General features: G+C 65.2%; 16 protein-coding genes. 3 read left to right on the top strand and 13 right to left on the bottom strand.

Annotation, left to right across the window (positions count from 1 at the left end):
- Window positions 1-27: 27 nt before the first annotated feature.
- The 3 genes from FJ974_RS04935 to FJ974_RS04945 all read right to left on the bottom strand — a co-directional run bounded on the left by FJ974_RS04935 (window position 28) and on the right by FJ974_RS04945 (window position 3,121).
- The gene (locus tag FJ974_RS04935; protein ID WP_140538083.1) at window positions 28-1,284 is read right to left on the bottom strand and encodes a D-amino acid dehydrogenase; all 1,257 of its coding nucleotides are present in this window, start codon (window positions 1,282-1,284) and stop codon (window positions 28-30) included.
- A 92-nt stretch (window positions 1,285-1,376) separates the two neighbouring features.
- Window positions 1,377-2,519, bottom strand: a complete 1,143-nt coding sequence (alr, locus tag FJ974_RS04940; RefSeq protein ID WP_140538081.1) for an alanine racemase — start codon at window positions 2,517-2,519, stop codon at window positions 1,377-1,379.
- Between the two features lie 83 nt (window positions 2,520-2,602).
- On the bottom strand, window positions 2,603-3,121 hold the full coding sequence (locus tag FJ974_RS04945) for an RNA pyrophosphohydrolase (protein ID WP_140538079.1): 519 nt from the start codon (window positions 3,119-3,121) through the stop codon (window positions 2,603-2,605).
- Between the two features lie 185 nt (window positions 3,122-3,306).
- On the opposite strand from FJ974_RS04945, the gene FJ974_RS04950 reads away from it, so the two are divergent.
- Window positions 3,307-3,636 carry a hypothetical protein gene (locus FJ974_RS04950; protein WP_140538077.1) on the top strand — a complete coding sequence of 110 codons (330 nt, stop codon included), beginning with the start codon at window positions 3,307-3,309 and terminating at the stop codon, window positions 3,634-3,636.
- A 30-nt stretch (window positions 3,637-3,666) separates the two neighbouring features.
- Here the strand turns inward: FJ974_RS04950 and FJ974_RS04955 are convergent, their stop codons facing one another.
- The 5 genes from FJ974_RS04955 to rsfS form a co-directional block, all read right to left on the bottom strand.
- Entirely contained in the window at window positions 3,667-4,860 is a 1,194-nt protein-coding gene (locus FJ974_RS04955; protein ID WP_140538075.1) for a divergent polysaccharide deacetylase family protein, read from the bottom strand.
- Window positions 4,861-5,059: 199 nt separating this feature from the next.
- The gene (locus tag FJ974_RS04960) at window positions 5,060-6,391 is read right to left on the bottom strand and encodes a S41 family peptidase (RefSeq protein ID WP_181177276.1); all 1,332 of its coding nucleotides are present in this window, start codon (window positions 6,389-6,391) and stop codon (window positions 5,060-5,062) included.
- A gap of 1 nt (window position 6,392) precedes the next feature.
- Window positions 6,393-7,724, bottom strand: a complete 1,332-nt coding sequence (locus FJ974_RS04965; protein ID WP_140538073.1) for a murein hydrolase activator EnvC family protein — start codon at window positions 7,722-7,724, stop codon at window positions 6,393-6,395.
- A 146-nt stretch (window positions 7,725-7,870) separates the two neighbouring features.
- Window positions 7,871-8,353, bottom strand: coding sequence for a 23S rRNA (pseudouridine(1915)-N(3))-methyltransferase RlmH (gene rlmH, locus FJ974_RS04970; protein ID WP_140538071.1), 483 nt, complete (start codon window positions 8,351-8,353; stop codon window positions 7,871-7,873).
- Between the two features lie 57 nt (window positions 8,354-8,410).
- Window positions 8,411-8,788 carry a ribosome silencing factor gene (rsfS, locus tag FJ974_RS04975; RefSeq protein WP_140538070.1) on the bottom strand — a complete coding sequence of 126 codons (378 nt, stop codon included), beginning with the start codon at window positions 8,786-8,788 and terminating at the stop codon, window positions 8,411-8,413.
- A 244-nt stretch (window positions 8,789-9,032) separates the two neighbouring features.
- Between rsfS and FJ974_RS04980 the strand changes: the two genes are divergently transcribed.
- A complete protein-coding gene (locus FJ974_RS04980) occupies window positions 9,033-9,884 on the top strand; it encodes a mechanosensitive ion channel family protein (RefSeq protein WP_140538068.1) in 852 nt (283 codons plus the stop codon).
- Window positions 9,885-9,945: 61 nt separating this feature from the next.
- Here the strand turns inward: FJ974_RS04980 and FJ974_RS04985 are convergent, their stop codons facing one another.
- From FJ974_RS04985 to obgE, 5 genes are all read right to left on the bottom strand, one after another.
- On the bottom strand, window positions 9,946-11,238 hold the full coding sequence (locus FJ974_RS04985) for an MFS transporter (RefSeq protein ID WP_140538067.1): 1,293 nt from the start codon (window positions 11,236-11,238) through the stop codon (window positions 9,946-9,948).
- A 246-nt stretch (window positions 11,239-11,484) separates the two neighbouring features.
- Entirely contained in the window at window positions 11,485-12,117 is a 633-nt protein-coding gene (locus FJ974_RS04990; protein WP_413468335.1) for a nicotinate-nucleotide adenylyltransferase, read from the bottom strand.
- A gap of 205 nt (window positions 12,118-12,322) precedes the next feature.
- A complete protein-coding gene (locus FJ974_RS04995; RefSeq protein WP_140538128.1) occupies window positions 12,323-13,609 on the bottom strand; it encodes a glutamate-5-semialdehyde dehydrogenase in 1,287 nt (428 codons plus the stop codon).
- Window positions 13,610-13,722: 113 nt separating this feature from the next.
- Complete coding sequence (gene proB / locus FJ974_RS05000; RefSeq protein ID WP_140538065.1) at window positions 13,723-14,862, bottom strand: glutamate 5-kinase; 1,140 nt, start codon at window positions 14,860-14,862, stop codon at window positions 13,723-13,725.
- A gap of 2 nt (window positions 14,863-14,864) precedes the next feature.
- Window positions 14,865-15,893 carry a GTPase ObgE gene (gene obgE / locus FJ974_RS05005; protein ID WP_140538063.1) on the bottom strand — a complete coding sequence of 343 codons (1,029 nt, stop codon included), beginning with the start codon at window positions 15,891-15,893 and terminating at the stop codon, window positions 14,865-14,867.
- Window positions 15,894-16,096: 203 nt separating this feature from the next.
- Between obgE and FJ974_RS05010 the strand changes: the two genes are divergently transcribed.
- On the top strand, window positions 16,097-16,960 hold the full coding sequence (locus FJ974_RS05010) for an endonuclease/exonuclease/phosphatase family protein (RefSeq protein ID WP_140538061.1): 864 nt from the start codon (window positions 16,097-16,099) through the stop codon (window positions 16,958-16,960).
- Window positions 16,961-17,093: the final 133 nt, after the last annotated feature.

The following is a 17,093-nucleotide window of genomic DNA, read 5'->3' on the forward strand; positions in this document are numbered from 1 at the left end:
ATCGAGCACGGCGGGACAGTGCGACCGTCATTTCAGATAGCGCTCCGGGCTGAGATCGAGCGCGTTGATCTCCGGCACCCGGTTGGAGATGATGTCGGCAAGCACCCTGGCCGAGCCGCAGGCCATGGTCCAGCCGAGCGTGCCGTGGCCGGTGTTGAGATAGAGGTTGGACAATTCGCTGCGGCCGACCAGCGGCGGCCCGTCCGGCGTCATCGGCCTGAGGCCGCACCAGAAGCTCGCCGCCTTGAGGTCGCCGCTGCCCGGAAACAGATCGCCGACTGAATGTTCGAGCGTGCGGCGACGCGATTCGTGCAGGCGCAGGTCAAAGCCTGAAATCTCCGCCGTGCCGCCGACCCGGATGCGGTCGCCCAGCCTGGTGATCGCCACCTTGTAGGTCTCGTCCATGACCGTCGACACGGGGGCGGCTTCGGCATCCCTGATCGGCACGGTGATCGAATAGCCCTTGACCGGATAGACCGGGATCGGCCGCTGCAGCTTGCGCATCATTGGCGCCGAATAGCTGCCCATCGCCATCACATAGGCGTCGGCCACCCGCCAGCCCTTTTCGGTGCCGACATTGGCGACACGGTTGCGGTTTCTGACGATGCGCCGGACCGTCGTGCCATATTCGAACTTGACGCCGCGCGCCACGCAAAGCTGCGCCAGCCGGTCAGTGAACATCTTGCAGTCGCCGGTCTCGTCGCCGGGCAGCCTGAGCCCGCCGACGAATTTCTCGCGCACGCCGGCCAGCGCCGGTTCAGCCGCGATGCAACCTTCCCGGTCGAGGAGCTCGTAGGGCACGCCGTATTTCTTCAGCACCTCGACATCGCCGCCGGTGCCGTCGAGCTGCTTCTGCTTGCGGAACAGCTGCAGCGTGCCTCTGGCCCGTTCGTCATAGGCAATGCCGGTCGCCGCGCGCAGCGCCTTCAGCGTGTCGCGGCTATATTCGGCAAGCGGCACCATGCGCGACTTGTTCAGCGCATAGCGCTCGGCCGTGCAGTTGCGCAGCATCTTGATGAGCCACGTCCACATGTGCGGATCGAAGGCCGGCCGCACCACCAGCGGACCGTGCTTCATCAGCAGCCATTTGACCGCCTTCAGCGGGATGCCGGGGCCGGCCCAGGGCGAGGCATAGCCGGGCGACACTTCGCCGGCATTGGCAAAGCTGGTTTCCAGCGCGGGCGCCTGCTGGCGGTCGATGACGGTGACCTCGTGGCCGGCCTCGGCGAGGAAGTAGGCGGTGGTCACCCCGATCACGCCGCCGCCCAGAACCAGTATCTTCATGGCTTGCATCCCTCAAGGCCGGCCATGCCGCCGAAGGGCATGGGTCGTTTGGCCTGTCTGCCGGATTTTGTCGTTCCCGCCAAGTAGCGCGCTTACGCGTTGACGTAACGGCGGTGAAAGCGCGCGCCCAGACCGGCCAGGATTTCATAGCCGATGGTGCCGGCATGGCCGGCGGCATCGTCGACGCTCTGCGAAGGGCCCAACAGCTCGACCAGATCGCCCTCGCGCAGTTTGCCGGGCTGGAGGGCGGAGATGTCGAGAACAATCGAATCCATCGACACGCGCCCGAGGAAAGGCAGACGCACCCCTTCGAACCAGGCCGCGGAAGCGGAGCGCCGCAGCCAGCCATCGGCATAGCCGAACGAAATTGTCGCCAGGCTCAGCGGACCCTCCGCGTGATAGGCGTGGCCGTAGCCGACGCCGGCGCCCTTCTCGACGCTGCGCGTCTGCGCCACCTTGGCTTCGAGACGCAAGACAGACAGCATCGGATTGGCGGCGCCGGGCGTTGGATTGATGCCGTAAAGCGCGGCCCCTGGTCGCGCCAGATCGTAATGATAGGACGGCCCAAGAAAGATGCCGGACGAATTGGCGAGCGAGGCGGGCGCCGCGGGCAGCATGGCGCGCAGCCGTTCGAATTCCATCCGCTGCTGCTCGTTGGCCGGATGGCGTGGCTCGTCGGCGCAGGCCAGGTGACTCATCACGTACTTGACGTCGATGCCATCGAGCGCGCCAAAATCCTTCGTCACCGCCTCGACTTCGGCCGGAGCCATGCCAAGCCGCGACATGCCGCTGTCAACCTGGATGGCGGCCGGGAGTCGGCGCCCGGCGCCACGCGCCGCCGCCCTCCAGGCTTTCAACTGCACGCCGCTGTTGATGACCGTGCACAGGCCGGCCGCCAGCGCTTCCGGCTCGGAGCCGGGCGGCAGCCCGTTCAGCACGTAGATATCCGGTCCAGCCCCGACCGTCTTGCGCAGCGCAATGCCCTCGGCCAGCAGCGCGACGAAGAAAATGTCGCAGCCTTCCCGCATCAGCGCCGATGCCACCTGCGCGGCGCCGAGCCCATAGCCGTCGGCCTTGAGCACGCCGGCACAGCGCACGCTACCCAGCTTTGCTTTCAGCCGCCGGTAGTTTTCACGGATCGCGCCAAGATCGATGGTCAGGACGGCGCCGGCGGCCGCTTTGCTTACGGCGGTAACATCGTCATTAGGCAGCGACCTTGTCGGGGCGTCGTTCATGGCGACCCTCCTTGCAGCGGATAAACATCAATAGGACCGCTGGGCAGGCGCGGCAACCGCGGTCCCCTTCGAACCGCAACCGGCTATGGCACAAGGTGCCGGAATAGCGCCACCACGTCTTCATAGACCTTGCGCTTGAATGGCACGATAAGGTCGGGCAGGTCCTGCATCGGCCGCCACGCCCATTTGTCGAATTCGGCGGTGTGGCCGCCCGGCGGCGGGTTGATCTGGATTTCGCCCTCGTCGCCTTCAAACCGGTAGGCGAACCATTTCTGCGTCTGGCCGCGATAGCGCCCCTTGAAGGCGATGCCGACGAGGTGGTCCGGCAGATCGTAGTTGATCCAGTCCGGCGCTTCGGCGAGCAGCGAGACGCTGCGCATGCCGGTCTCCTCATAGAGCTCCCGCTCCGCCGCCTGCAGCGGCTCCTCGTCCCGGTCGATGCCGCCTTGCGGCATCTGCCAGAGCTGCGTCGTGCCGGCAAATTCGCTGTCGGCTTCGGCGATGCGATGCCCGACCCAGACCAGGCCGGCGCCGTTGAGGATCATCAGCCCGACGCACGGGCGGTAAGGCAGCGTTTCGGGGTCGATTGTCTTTTTGGACATCAGTCAGGTTTCCAGCCGTTTTGGGAATCGCCCCGACGAGGCGGGCGGCGGGCGGTTTCGAGAACGGAGCGGAGCGTACTCAAAGTAAGCTTGCACCGGAAGCGCGGAAAAACGTAGGCGTGTTCCGGTTGGCTATCACTTGCGTCTCGTTGCCGCCGTCGCGGTCGAATGTCAGAATAGATTCCATGAAAAATATCCAAATCATCGATGGCGCTGTGAACGCCACCTTCAGCATATTCCAGGCGACAGAGGAGGAGTTCGCCGCCATTTTCCCCGACGGACAAGATATGGAATTGGCTGAGGACCTCTTCGAACGGCTAGGCGACAAGGAGGCTGGCCGCGTGCTGGTTCCGCTTTGGAATCGTCCCGTCCTTAAGCGCGATGCGCTTGGAATCCATGGGACGCTATTCTACAACAATGAACATCGACGCATCCCGCAATCCAAGCGCGAGGTCGATTGGGATGATGGTTCGATCAACCAAGCCCAGAGAGACCTCTTCTCTCGGCACCGCTGAAATCGTCACGAGCTAATTTGTCCACACCGTCTAGCCCTTTTGCGGATCGATGGCCACCGCCGAGATCGGCACGATCTCGATGCCGCGCTTCTTGGCCTCGGCGATCCAGGACGTCACCGTGTCGACCGTCAGGTCGAACGCCGAGCCGATGCCGACGGCGCTGCCCTTGGCCCGCGCCGTCGCTTCCAGGCTGTCCAGTTTCTTCAGGATCTCGCCGCGATCCTGCACCGCGTCGATCGCGGTGTCGCCGGCCACGAACGGTACTCCGTCCTTCAGGGCAAGGTCGGGCGCCAGGCTCCGCGCGGACGAGCCGTCATCGACATAGGCCAGTCCGCGTTTGCCGAGTTCGGCCATCAACGGTCCCATCGCCGTGGCGTCGGCCGAAAAGCGCGCGCCCATATAATTCATGACGCCGGTATAGTTGGTCGTGCGCGACAGCGCCCAGTGCAGGCTCTTCAGGTTCTCGTCCGGGCTCGCCGCCACCGTCAGCGTGTTGCGCCCGGGATTGACGTTCGGATAGTCGAAGGGTTCGAGCGGTATCTGCAGGACGATCTCATGCCCGCTTTGCCTGGCGGCCTGCATCCAGCGGCCGATGCTGTTGCCCTGCGGCGCGAAGGCCAGCGTCACTTCGGCCGGCAGTTTGGTGATCGCCGCCTGCGTGCCGGTCTGCGAAACGGCAAGCCCGCCAATGACGATCGCGACGCGCGCGCCGCGCGATCCAGACCACGGCCGCGCATAGACGTCGAACGGCCGCCTGCCGTCGGCGGCGCGCACCGGCAGCGGACCGGTGTCGCTGGCCTCGATCAGCGCTCTGTCCGGAATGTGCGCGATCTTCAGGTTCTGGCCGAGTGTGGAAGGGTCGCGGATGACGATCGCTGCTTTTGGCGGGCCGTCGCCCTCTTCGGTCTGGACATGGATGATCTGCGGACCACCGCTCTTCATCGGCGTCCCGGTGTTGGGCGTCGCCGTCGTCGCCAGCGGCGCGGCAGGCGTCGGTTGAGGCGCGGGAGCGGGTGCCACAGTCACCTTCGGCGTCGAAACGGCTGCCTCTTGCGGCTTGCGGAACGGCTTTTCGCGCAAGGCGATCGCGCCGGAGACGCCGGCCATGGCAAGGACGGCGAGCGCCGCGACCAGCGCGCGGGTGTTGATCCCATGTGAGGCCGTTCGCGGCGGCCGGATAGCCTGTCCGAGCGGGCGTTCGATGTCCTTGCCGATGTCAGCCAAGCCGCATCCCCAAGCCGTGATTCGCTCTATCTCGACCCTCGGCAATCACGCGCAAAAACCAATCCCCGGCGCATCCCGGCGCCTGGAGGCGCGGCACCCGGCCGCTGCCCCCCGAATCAAACTGCCGGAACCTCACGGTCCCGGCAGCATCGCATCGCTTCAGTCGGCCGGCCAGAGCCTCGCTCCAGCCGAACCGCGCTTACTGGTTCAGTACGGCCTTGTCCGGGTTCGGCGGGAACGAAGGATCGGTCTTTTGGCCGCGCAGAAGCTGCTCGGCATAGATCAGCTGCAGATCGTCCTTCGGCTCCGGCGGCACATAGGCAGCCGAACCCGAACCGGTTGCGCTCTCCTCGGCGCCCTTGATGTGGCCCTTGAGGTCGGACTCGCCGCGGGTCAGGTCCCTGCCCTGCAGGTCCGGCGGCAACGGCTGGTCGACCTTGACGTCGGGCGTGATGCCCTTGCCCTGGATCGACTTGCCGGACGGCGTGTAATAGAGCGCCGTCGTCAGCCTGAGCGCGCCATTCTCGCCGAGCGGGATGATGGTCTGCACCGAGCCCTTGCCGAAGGACTGCGTGCCGACCACGGTGGCGCGGCGCAGATCCTGCAGCGCGCCGGCGACGATCTCCGAAGCGCTCGCCGAGCCGCCATTGACCAGCACGATCAGCGGCTTGCCGTTGATCTCATCGGTCTGCTTCGGCTTGGCGTCGAAGCGGGTGACGTCCTTCGGATCGCGGCCGCGCGTCGACACGATCTCGCCGCGCTTCAGGAAGGCATCCGACACGCTCACCGCCTGGTCGAGCAGGCCGCCCGGATTGAGGCGCAGGTCGAGCACATAGCCTTTCAGCTTGTCGTTCGGCACCTGCTTCTTGATGGTCTCGATGGCGTTCTCGAGGTCGTCATAGGTCTTTTCGGTGAAGGAGGTGATCTTCATGTAGCCGATGTCGTTCTCGACCCGGAACTTGACCGCCTTGACCTTGATGATGTCGCGCACCACCGTCAGCTCGATCGGCTTGTCCGCGCCCTGGCGCAGGATGGTAAGCTTGATCGGCGTGTTGACGGGACCGCGCATCTTCTCGACGGCGTCGTTGAGGGTCAGCCCCCGCACTTCCTCGCCGTCGATCTTGGCGATGTAGTCGCCGGCCAGCACGCCCGCCTTGGCGGCCGGTGTGTCGTCGATCGGCGTGATCACCTTGACCAGGTCGTTTTCCATGGTGACCTCGATGCCGAGGCCGCCGAATTCGCCCTTGGTCTGCACGCGCATGTCCTGCGCCTGCTCGGCATTCATGTAGGACGAATGCGGATCGAGCGAGGCAAGCATGCCGTTGATGGCGTTCTCGACCAGCGACTTGTCGTCCGGCGGCGTCACATAGTTGGCCCGCACGCGCTCGAAGATGTCGCCGAAGATCGCCAGTTGCTTGTAGGTCTCGGAACCCGCAGCATTCGCCGCCGAGCCGGGTGCGCCGTAGACCAGGCTCATTGCCGATGCGCCCATCAGCGCGCCGGCAAACAGAAGCGACAGTTTCCGCATCATTTCACGTCCTTCCAGAAAATCGGTCCGCCCACCAGGGGCCAGGATCGACGGGTTTTCCATCCTTGCGGAACTCCACATAGAGCTCCGGCGTCGCATTTCCATTCCGCGAGGCCGAGGTGCTTGCCACCCGGGCCTCTCCCATCGCGCCGATCGGCTCTCCTGCGAGCACCGACTGTCCGGTCGCGACGCTGATTCTGCTCATCCCCGCCAGGACGACATGATACCCGTCGCCGGCATTGAGGATCAAGAGCTGACCATAAGAGCGAAACGGCCCCGCATAAAGCACATTTCCATCCGCCGGCGCGGTGACGATGGCTCCCGATTGTGTCGCAACCATGTCCCCTTGCATCACCGCGCCGTTACCGTCATCGGCTCCGAAGCGGGTCTTGATCTTGCCAGTGACCGGCAGCGCGATCTGGCCCTGAAGCGCCGAAAACGGGGCGGAATTCGTCAAACGATTGCTTTCCGGGATCGGCAGCGCGGCAAGTTCGGGCGTTGCGGACGTCTTGTCGCCGTCGGGTAGCGGCTGCCCGGCCGCCTTGGCCTGGTCAGCTGCCTTGCGCGCCTTGTCGGCCTCGAGCGAGGCGATGAGGTCTTTCAGGCTGCTTGCCTTGGCCGCCAGCGCCTGCGAGTGCTGCTGCTCGGCGGCCATGGCCGATTGGGTGTCGGCCTGCAGCTTTTTCTTGGCCTCGAGCAGCATGGTGAGCCGCTTCTTTTCCACCGTCTGGTCCGCGACGGCGGCGGTCAATCGCGACCGTTCGGCCTCGATCGACGCCGTCACCCGCGTCTGTTCCTTGAGGTCGGCCAGGAGCCTGTCGGTCTGCTGGCGCAGTTCCGGCACCACGGCGCCGAGCAGAATGGCGCTGCGCACCGATGACAGTGCATCCTCCGGCTTGACCAGGATCGCCGGCGGCGGGTTGAGCCCCATGCGCTGCAAGGCGCCGAGCACTTCTGCCAACACGTCGCGGCGCGCCACCAGCGAGGCGTGGAGCTTCTCCTGCTCGGCCTTCAGCCCTTCCAGCTTGGCGCCGATGTCCTCGATGTCCTGGCCGAGCTTCTGCTCGGTCATCGCCGACTGGATCAGCGCCGCGGTGATCGAGGCGTAATCCTTCCTGACCGCGGCGATGTCGGCGGCAAGCTGGGCCAGCCGCTGCGACGACAAGGTGATTTCCTTCGAGACCTGCTCGTATTCGGCCCGGCTCTTGTCGGGATCGGGCGCGAGGTCGAGCGTGTTTTCAGCCCGAGCTGGTCCGAGCGCGATCAGGGCGGCGGCAATGGTCAAACCGCAGCGGCTGCGCCAGGCGCGCGTTCTCGAATTCCAGCCTTCGGACATCAGGCCTCTAACTTATCCGCCGCTTCGTTAACGAACCATCAACCATGTTGGAAGCGCCGCGATATTTGGTGATGTCGCGCCATTGAGGCGGAAATCCGGGCAAAGGCCTCGTTCCCCAGCTTTTCGAGCGGTCTGCGAGCAACCGTTCAAGAGCGATGATAGGGATGCCCGGACAAGATTGTCGCGATCCGGTAGAGTTGTTCGCCCAGCATGACCCGGACCAGCTGGTGCGGCCAGGTCAGCGCCCCGAACGACAGCACCAGATCGGCCTCGTCCCGCAATGATTTGTCGTGGCCGTCAGCGCCTCCGATAGCAATGACCAGCGCCTTGCGGCCGCTGTCACGCAGCTGGCCGATGCGGGCTGCCAGATCTTCGGAGGACAGCGCCTTGCCGCGCTCGTCGAGCAGGATCAGCACGGCGCCGGGCTGCAGCTGGGCCCGCAGTTTCTGGCCCTCTTCGCGGCGGCGCTCGTCGGCGCTCTGGTCGCGGCTTTCCGGGATTTCGGCAATGCCGGCAAATTCGAGCCCGAGCGCGGGTCCGCTCTTGGCGAAGCGCTCGAAATAGCGCTCGGCCAACTCTCGCTCGGGGCCGGTCTTCATCCGGCCCACGGCATGAACGGTAATCTTCATCCCCGCCTCGGGCGAGCTTTCGATGCATGCCGCCAAGTCACGGCATGCAGGACAGGCTCAATGCAGCGTCTCTTCCTCGAGGTCCGGCGCCAGCCACATCTTTTCGAGATTGTAGAATTCGCGGACTTCGGGACGGAAGACATGGACGATGATGTCGCCCGAATCGATCAGGACCCAGTCGGCGCTGGCCAGCCCCTCGACGCGCGCCATGCCGAGGCCGGCATCCTTGAGCGCCTTGAGGAGATGATCGGCGACAGCCGAGACATGACGGTGCGATCGGCCGGACGCGACGACCATATAGTCGCCGAGGCTCGATTTTCCCTGAATGTCGATTGAGACGATGTTTTCGGCCTTGGAGTCTTCCAGACTGGCAAGGACTGTGTTGATGGCGCGGGACACGGCGTCGTTTCCGCTGATCCCGGCCGGCGAAGGCACGATGTCGGCCTTCTTCCGCAGTGCTGTTCTCAGTGTATTTCCTTTCCCAGCAAGAACAACCAAATCACCCGTCAAATCAGGTGATGTCACTTAGATAGGCAGAGTTCCGTTGCAGTTTCAAGACGGCGGCCCTCGGCGGCGCCTAAATGCGCCATTCTGCGACAGGTTCCGCGGCTTCGGCAAAATCGGAACCCTTAGGGCACGGCAGGGGTTATCGACCCGTTGCCCCAACCGGATATCCGCCATGCCTACCGATCCGCAAAGCGCACTCATCACGATCCAGGCCGGCCTCGCGCAGCTATCCACACTGATCGTTTCCTACTCTTTTTCGGCAGTTGGCGCCGTTATTCTGCTGGTCGTCGGCTATGTCGTCGCCGGCCTTGCCGAGCGCTCGATCTATGCCGGCCTCGGCCACATCCACGGTTTCGACGAGACGCTGCGCCATTTCTTCTCGCAGGTGGTCCGCTACGCCATCCTGATCCTCGTCGTGATAATGGTGCTCGGCCAGTTCGGCGTGCAGACCGCTTCGATCATCGCGGCAATCGGCGCCGCTGGTCTCGCCATCGGGCTGGCGCTGCAGGGCACGCTGCAGAACATCGCCGCCGGCATCATGCTTTTGGCGCTGCGGCCGTTCCGCATCGGCGAAAATGTCGAGGTCGGCGCTATCGCAGGCACGGTCGAGGAGATCGGCCTGTTCGCGACCACGCTGCGCACCGTCGACGGCATTTACATCCTGGCGCCCAATTCCACGCTGTGGAACCAGCCGGTGCGCAACTTCACCCGCAACGGTGTCCGCCGCACCGACATAACGCTGAGTATCGGCTCATGGAACGACATCGACCGCGGGCAGAAGACGCTGCTTGGCATCGCCAATGCCGAGAAGCGCATTCGGCGCGAGCCGGCGCCGATCGCCTTTGTCGCGGCGCTGGGCGAGACCACGGTTTCGCTGACCTTGCGCTACTGGACCTCGGCGGCGGATTTCTTTTCCACCCAGATCGACATGACCAAGCGCGCCAAGCAGGCCTTCGACAACGAGGGCATTTCGATCCCGCTGCCGCCGCCCGAGGTGCCGCTGCCGGAAGCGCGCAAGCAGTAGAGCAATTCCGCGAAAAGCGTGGAGCGGCTTTCCGTCCGCAATTGCGAAGAAAAACGGACGTTCACTCCCTGGCCCGTTTTGCCGGCTCCTCAGGCGCAAAGGCAAGCTCGACCGGCAAGGGTGCCTGCGCGCTCATCGGCGCGAAACTGCCGGTCGCCGCGGCAGGAACCGGCCGCGCCGCCAGGACACGCCACAAGACAAACAGGCAAAAAGCCGACGCGATGAAAAACCCGACGTAAATGAAGGTCTGCGTGCCATAGATAGCGGAAAGCGCGGTGACGATGCCCGGCACGACGAAGCCGGCCAGCGACCAGGCAAACAACATCGAGCTCGACAGAGCCAAGAGATCGTCTCTGCCGGCGCGGTCGGCGGCATGCGCGCTGGACAGCGAATAGATCGATTCCGACGCGCCGTCCCAGATCAGATAGATCACCACCAGAGCGCTCAGCGCCCCGCCGTCGAAGCCGATGGCGAGCAGGCTGGCGACGACCGCGAGCGCTGCCGCGCCCGCCAGCACATAACGCCGGTCGGTGCGGTCCGAGATCCAGCCGAGCGGTATCTGCAGGATCAGCGTGCCGACCGGCATTGCCGACAAAAGCAGCGCCACATCGGCCTGGCTGTAGCCCCTGGCGGTGGCATGGATCGGCGCGAAACCGGAAATGATCATCGACAGGCCGCCGACCGCCAGCATTCCGGCGACGCCGACCGGCGAGATCCGCCAGGCGCGGCCGAGCGCCACCGAAGCCGCCTGCGGCGGTGGCGGCTGGGCCAGCCGTGTCATGCCCACCGGCAGGATCGACAGCGCGGTGAAGGTGATGCCGATCAGCGGCGCGGCCGCCGTCTGGATGTCGATCGCCGCAAGCGTTGCGTAGCCGACGCCAAGACCCGCTACATAGGCGACATAAAAAACCGCCATGACGCGGCCGCGTATGGCGTTGGGCACGGCATCGTTCAACCAGCTCTGCGCGACGATGAACAGGCCGCATATGGCAAAACCGTAGAGCGCCCGCGCCGCGATCCACAGCAGCGGGATCGGTCCGGCGCCGATGGCGACGTTGGAGAGCGCGATCAGCGCCGAAAGCACCATGAAGGCGCGGGCGTGCCCGACCCTTCTGACGACAGGCCCGGTCCAGATGCAGCCGGCGAGCCCGCCGGCGGAAAGGCCGGTGACGATCAGCCCGGCCCAGGTCGGGTCGAAACCGCCGGCGCCGAGGCGCACCGGAATATAGGCAAACATCAGCCCGTTGCCGATCGCGATCAGGGCCATCGCGATGACGACGCTGGCAATGGCGATCAGCGGCGTCGGATGCGCGGCCTGTGTCCGATCGGTTGTGGCTTGGTCCTGCTGCAGCATGCTCCAGCATCTCCCGCCGGCGGGCGAAAAGCAGCCGTAAAAGCGACATGGCCGGACTTCCCTTCCCCCCTTGTGGGGGAAGGTGGATTGCCGCGAAGCGGCAAGACGGATGAGGGGTATTCCAGCGGAGTGAGACGCTTGCAATTGCGGCTTGAATGAGCGCGTTGGTCAAGCTGGAGCACCCCTCATCCGTCTCGGCGCTATCGCGCCGATCCACCTTCTCCCGCAAGGGGAGAAGGAGGGCGCCTACCCTTCCGCCGCCTTGCGGATCGCGGTCGAGGACAGCGACGAGCGCGGGCCGTGGATGAAGGTCCAGGCCGGCGCCTGCATGCGGGCAAGCCGCGGCGCGTCGACCTCGTCGATGCGGGCATAGTCGAAGGTCTTGGCGACGACCGACGACAGGAAGGAGAGCGTGGCGCCGGGGCGGTCGATGACGGCGATCGGGAAGGTCAGCACGATCTCGCGCCAGCGCTGCCAGCGATGGAAGTCGCGCAGCGAATCCGCGCCCATGATCCAGACGAAATCGACGCCGGGATTGCGCGCCTTGACCAGGGCCAGCGTGTCGGCGGTGTAGCGCACATGATGCGCCGCCTCGAAAGCGGTGACCTTGATCTTGGGATTGCGGGTAATCTTCTCGGAAAGCGCGATGCGCTCGGCGAGCGGCGCGAGTTCCCGCCCTCTTTTCAGCGGGTTGCCGGGCGTCACCATCCACCATAGCTGGTCGAGCGCCAGCCGCCGCAGCGCGATCTCGGCGACCAGCGCATGGCCGGCATGCGGCGGATTGAACGAGCCGCCGAACAGGCCGACGGTCAGGCCTTTGGCGGCATGCGGCATGCGGAGGTAGCGGATGGGGACGGCAGGTTCGGAAAGGGAAAGCATGGTGCTAGGCCCCCCTCTCTGGCCTGCCGGCCATCTCTCCCTCAAGGGGGGAGATTAGCAGTTTCGGCGAAGGCAGCCATCTTCCGACGCTGGTGGTTAGCGAAGGGGGCTGCGACAGCTGATCTCCCCCCTTGAGGGGGAGATGTCCGGCAGGACAGAGAGGGGGGCCTGGGCGCAACGCTTCACGCTCTAGCAGCAATAAACGTCACGGCCTCACCTGTCCCGACCCGCGCACGCGGTATTTGAACGAGGTCAGCTGCTCGACGCCGACCGGCCCGCGCGCATGCATCTTGCCGGTGGCGATACCGATCTCGGCGCCCATGCCGAACTCGCCGCCATCGGCGAACTGCGTCGAGGCGTTGTGCAGCAGGATCGCTGAATCGATCTCGTTGAAGAATTTTTCGACTGCCTTGGCGTCCTCGGCGATGATCGCCTCGGTGTGATGGGAGGAGAAGGTCTCGATGTGTTCGATCGCACCGGCGACGCCGTCGACCAGCTTCACCGCGATGATGGCATCGAGGTACTCCGTCACCCAGTCGGCATCGGTCGCCGGGCTGGCATCGGCAAAGGCCTTGATCACGTCGGCGTCGGCATGGATCTCGCAGCCGGCGCGCTTGAGCGCTTCGAGAATCGGCACCAGATGTGTTCCAGCCACGGCGCGGTCGACCAGCAGCGTCTCGGCCGCGCCGCACACGCCGGTGCGCCGCATCTTGGCATTGACGGCGATCGCCACCGCCATGTCGAGCTTGGCCGAGCGGTCGACATAGAGATGGCAGATGCCTTCCAGATGGGCAAAGACCGGCACCCGCGCCTCGCTCTGCACGCGCCCGACCAGGCTTTTTCCGCCGCGCGGTATGATGACGTCGAGATTGCCGCCGAGACCTTTCAACATCTCGCCGACGGCGGCGCGGTCGGCGGTCGGCACCAGCTGGATGGCTTCCTGCGGCAGGCCGGCGGCCTTCAGCCCTTCGACCATGCAGGCATGGACCGCGGCCGAGGAATTGAGCGAGTCCGAACCGCCGCGCAGGATCACCGGATTGCCCGCCTTCAGGCAAAGCGCGCCGGCATCGGCCGTCACATTCGGCCGGCTCTCATAGATAACGCCGATGACGCCGAGCGGCGTGCGAACGCGCTCAATGTGGAGCCCATTCGGCCGGTCCCAAGCGGCGATGATGTCGCCGACCGGATCCTTGAGCGCGGCGATCTCGCTCATGCCGTCGGCCATAGCGCGGATTCTCGCCGGATTGAGTTTCAGCCGGTCCATGAACGACGCGGACAGTCCCGCCTCTTCGCCGTTAGAGACGTCGATGGCGTTAGCATCGAGGATTTTCTGCTCGTTGCGCAGGATGACGTCGGCCATGCCGATCAACGCGTCGTTCTTGGCTTTGGTCGAAGCGACGGCCAGCGGTCGGGCGGCAGCGCGGGCGCGGCGACCGATATCGGCCATCAGCGCCACCGTGTCTTCGCCGGATTTTTCATGCAGCTTCAGCATGGTCATCCTCCGCTCCAGAGCGTTTCTGCGTTCAGGAAACGCCGAACCGCTCTACGTCTTTGTTTTACGCAATTCCGAACGGAAAACCGCTTCACACTTTTCCTGGAATTGCTCTAGTCGTCGGCCAATATCTGGTCGCCGGCAAGGTTTACCACAAGGTCGTCGCGATGGATCATCGCCGAACGCGCCTCGTAGCCGAGCACCGTCTCGATTTCGGCCGTCTTCAGACCCGCGATCCTTACGGCATCGGCGGCATCGTAGGCAACCAGCCCGCGCGCGATCTCGCGGCCCTCGGGCGACAGGATCGCCACGGTATCGCCGCGCGAGAAATTGCCGCTGACCAGTTTTACGCCGGCCGGCAACAGCGACTTGCCGGATTTCAGCGCGCCGACGGCGCCGGCGTCGACGGTCAGCCGCCCGGCCGGTTCGAGCTGTCCGGCGATCCAGGTCTTGTAGCCTTTCACCGGATTGGCGCTCGGCCGGAAGAAGGTGGCGCGTTCGCCACGCTCGATCGCCATCAGCGGCGACAGCCGCGTACCGGCGGTGATGATCATCGCGGTGCCGGCGGCGGTCGCGATCTTGCCGGCATCGAGTTTTGTCCGCATGCCGCCGCGCGACAACTCAGATGCGGCGGCGCCCGCCATCGCCTCGATGTCGGGCGTTATGCGCTCGACCACCGGGATGAATTTTGCTTGCGGATCCTTGGCCGGCGGCGCCGTATAGAGCCCATCGATGTCGGACAGCAGCACCAGCAGGTCGGCGCCCATCATGGTCGCCACCCGTGCCGCCAGCCGGTCATTGTCGCCATAGCGGATTTCGGAGGTCGCCACCGTATCGTTCTCGTTGATGACCGGCACCGCCTTCATCTTGAGCAGCGTCGAGATCGTGGCGCGCGCATTGAGGTAACGGCGGCGCTCCTCGGTATCGCTCAGCGTGAGCAGGATCTGGCCCGATTTCAGCCCGTCCTTGCCGAGCGCATCCGACCAGGCGCCGGCCAGCGCAATCTGGCCGACGGCGGCGGCGGCCTGGCTTTCCTCCAATTTCAATGCCCTTTTGCCGAGGCCGAGGATGGTGCGGCCAAGCGCGATGGCGCCCGAGGACACGACCAGCACCTCCGCGCCGGCATTGGCCAGCACCGCGATATCGCCGGCGAGCGAGCTCAGCCAGTCGCGCTTCAGCCCGCTCGCGCGATCGACCAGCAACGCCGAGCCGATCTTGACGGTGATGCGCCGGTATTTCGTCAGCGACTGCATGGTCATTGCCAGCGCGTGTCGACGGGCGCGGGAACGGCGTCGCGCGCTTCGGCCACCACCGCCATCAGCGCCCGCAGCACCGCCTCGACGCCTTCGCCGGTGACGGCCGACAAAAGCATCGGCGCGCGCCCGGCGGCGCGTTTCAGCGAGGCCGTCTTCTTCTTGCGCTGCTCGGCATCGAGAATGTCGACCTGCGAAAGCGCCACGATCTCGACCTTCTCCTCAAGGCCATTGCCATAGGCTTCGAGCTCGGCACGCACGGTCTTGTAGGCCTTGCCAGGGTTTTCCTCCTGCGCCGAGACCAGGTGCAGCAGCACGCGCGTGCGCTCGACATGGCCAAGGAAGCGGTCGCCGATGCCTACACCTTCATGCGCGCCTTCGATCAGCCCGGGAATGTCGGCGAGAACGAATTCGCGGCCGTCGATGCGGGCGACGCCGAGCCCTGGATAGAGCGTCGTGAACGGATAGTCGGCGATCTTCGGCTTGGCGGCGGTGACAGCGGCGAGGAAGGTCGACTTGCCGGCATTGGGCAGCCCGACCAGGCCGGCATCGGCGATCAGCTTCAGCCTCAGCCAGACGATGAGCTCCTCGCCCGGCAGGCCGGGATTGGCGCGGCGCGGCGCCTGGTTGGTCGAGGTCTTGAAATGCTGGTTGCCGAAGCCGCCATTGCCGCCCTTGGCGAGCAGAAAACGCTGGCCGACCACGGTCAGGTCGCAGATCAGCGTCTCGTTGTCCTCGGCAAAGACCTGGGTGCCGGCCGGCACCTTCAGCGTCACGTCGGCGCCCTTGGCGCCGGTCATGTTGCGGCCCATGCCGTGCATGCCTGTCTTGGCCTTGAAATGCTGCTGGTAGCGATAGTCGATCAGCGTGTTCAGCCCGTCCACGGCTTCCACCCAGACATCGCCGCCGCGGCCGCCGTCGCCGCCGTCAGGGCCGCCGAATTCGATGAACTTCTCGCGCCGGAACGATGTCGAACCGGCGCCGCCGTCGCCGGAGCGGATATAGACCTTGGCTTGATCGAGAAATTTCATCGGATTTTCAAGTTTCTGCTGATGGCTTCGCGCGATTGCTCTAAACCAAGGCGGGGCCAAGGGCGAGGCTGTTTTGTGACGAAAGCATTGGTACGCGCTTTTGCGCGCGCTGCGGAGGCTGTAGCACTTCCACCCCGCGAATGACCCCGCGCGACGATCGGTTTCCGGTTTCGCGAGCCCGTGCGAGCATTTGGAGTCGGGGAATGAAGTTCGTCACCTATAACATCCAGTACGGCATCGGGCTGGACGGGCGCTACGATGTCCGCCGCATCGCCGACACGGTGCGCGGCGCCGACGTGATCGCCCTGCAGGAGGTCACCCGCAACAATCCGCGCAATGGCGACCGCGATATGGTGGCCGAGATCGGCGAGGCGCTGCCCGATTATTTCGCCGCCTATGGCAGCAATTTCGAGGTCAATGTCGGCTCGCGCCTCGATGAAGGCCGCGCCGTCACCAGGACCTTTCAACTCGGCAACATGGTGCTGTCGAGGACGCCCATTCATCTGTCGCGCAACCTGCTTTTGCCGCGCAGCCGCAGCCTGGAAGCCATGAACTTCCAGCGCGGCGCGCTGGAAGCGCTGATCGAGACGCCGCTCGGCTTCATCCGTTTCTACTCCACCCATCTCGACCATCGCAGCCCGGTCGAGCGCCAGGGCCAGATCCGTTTCCTGCGCCAGCGCCTGTTGAACTACGCGCTGGAAGGCGGCGGCCTTTCCGGCATTCCCGAGATCGGCCTGCCGGACCTGCCCTACCCGGAAGCCTTCGTTGTCATGGGCGACTTCAACATGCTGCCGGGGTCACCCGAATATGTCGAACTTGCCGGCCGGCCGGACCACGAGTTCGGCATGCCGCTCACCGCCGACCTTGCCGTCGATGCCGCCCAGCGATTGGCCGTTTCCGAACTCGTCACCTGGGTCGATCCCGATCGACCCGACGATGCCAGCCGCCACAAATGCATCGACTATGTTTTCACCAGCGCCTCGCTTGCCGGATCGCTGAAGCGCCTGTGGGTCGACCGGCAGGCCGCCGGCTCGGATCACCTGCCGGTCTGGGTCGAGCTTGGATAAACTCAACCCCGCGCAGGGAGACCCCCTCATCCGGCCGCTGCGCGCCCACCTTCTCCCCGAGGGGAGAAGAGGTGCGCGCGGGTGTCTCTAACTCCTCTCCCCTCGGGGAGAGGTCGGATTGCCCCGAATTGCC

It is taken from the genome of Mesorhizobium sp. B1-1-8 (assembly GCF_006442795.2).
Classification (GTDB): domain Bacteria; phylum Pseudomonadota; class Alphaproteobacteria; order Rhizobiales; family Rhizobiaceae; genus Mesorhizobium.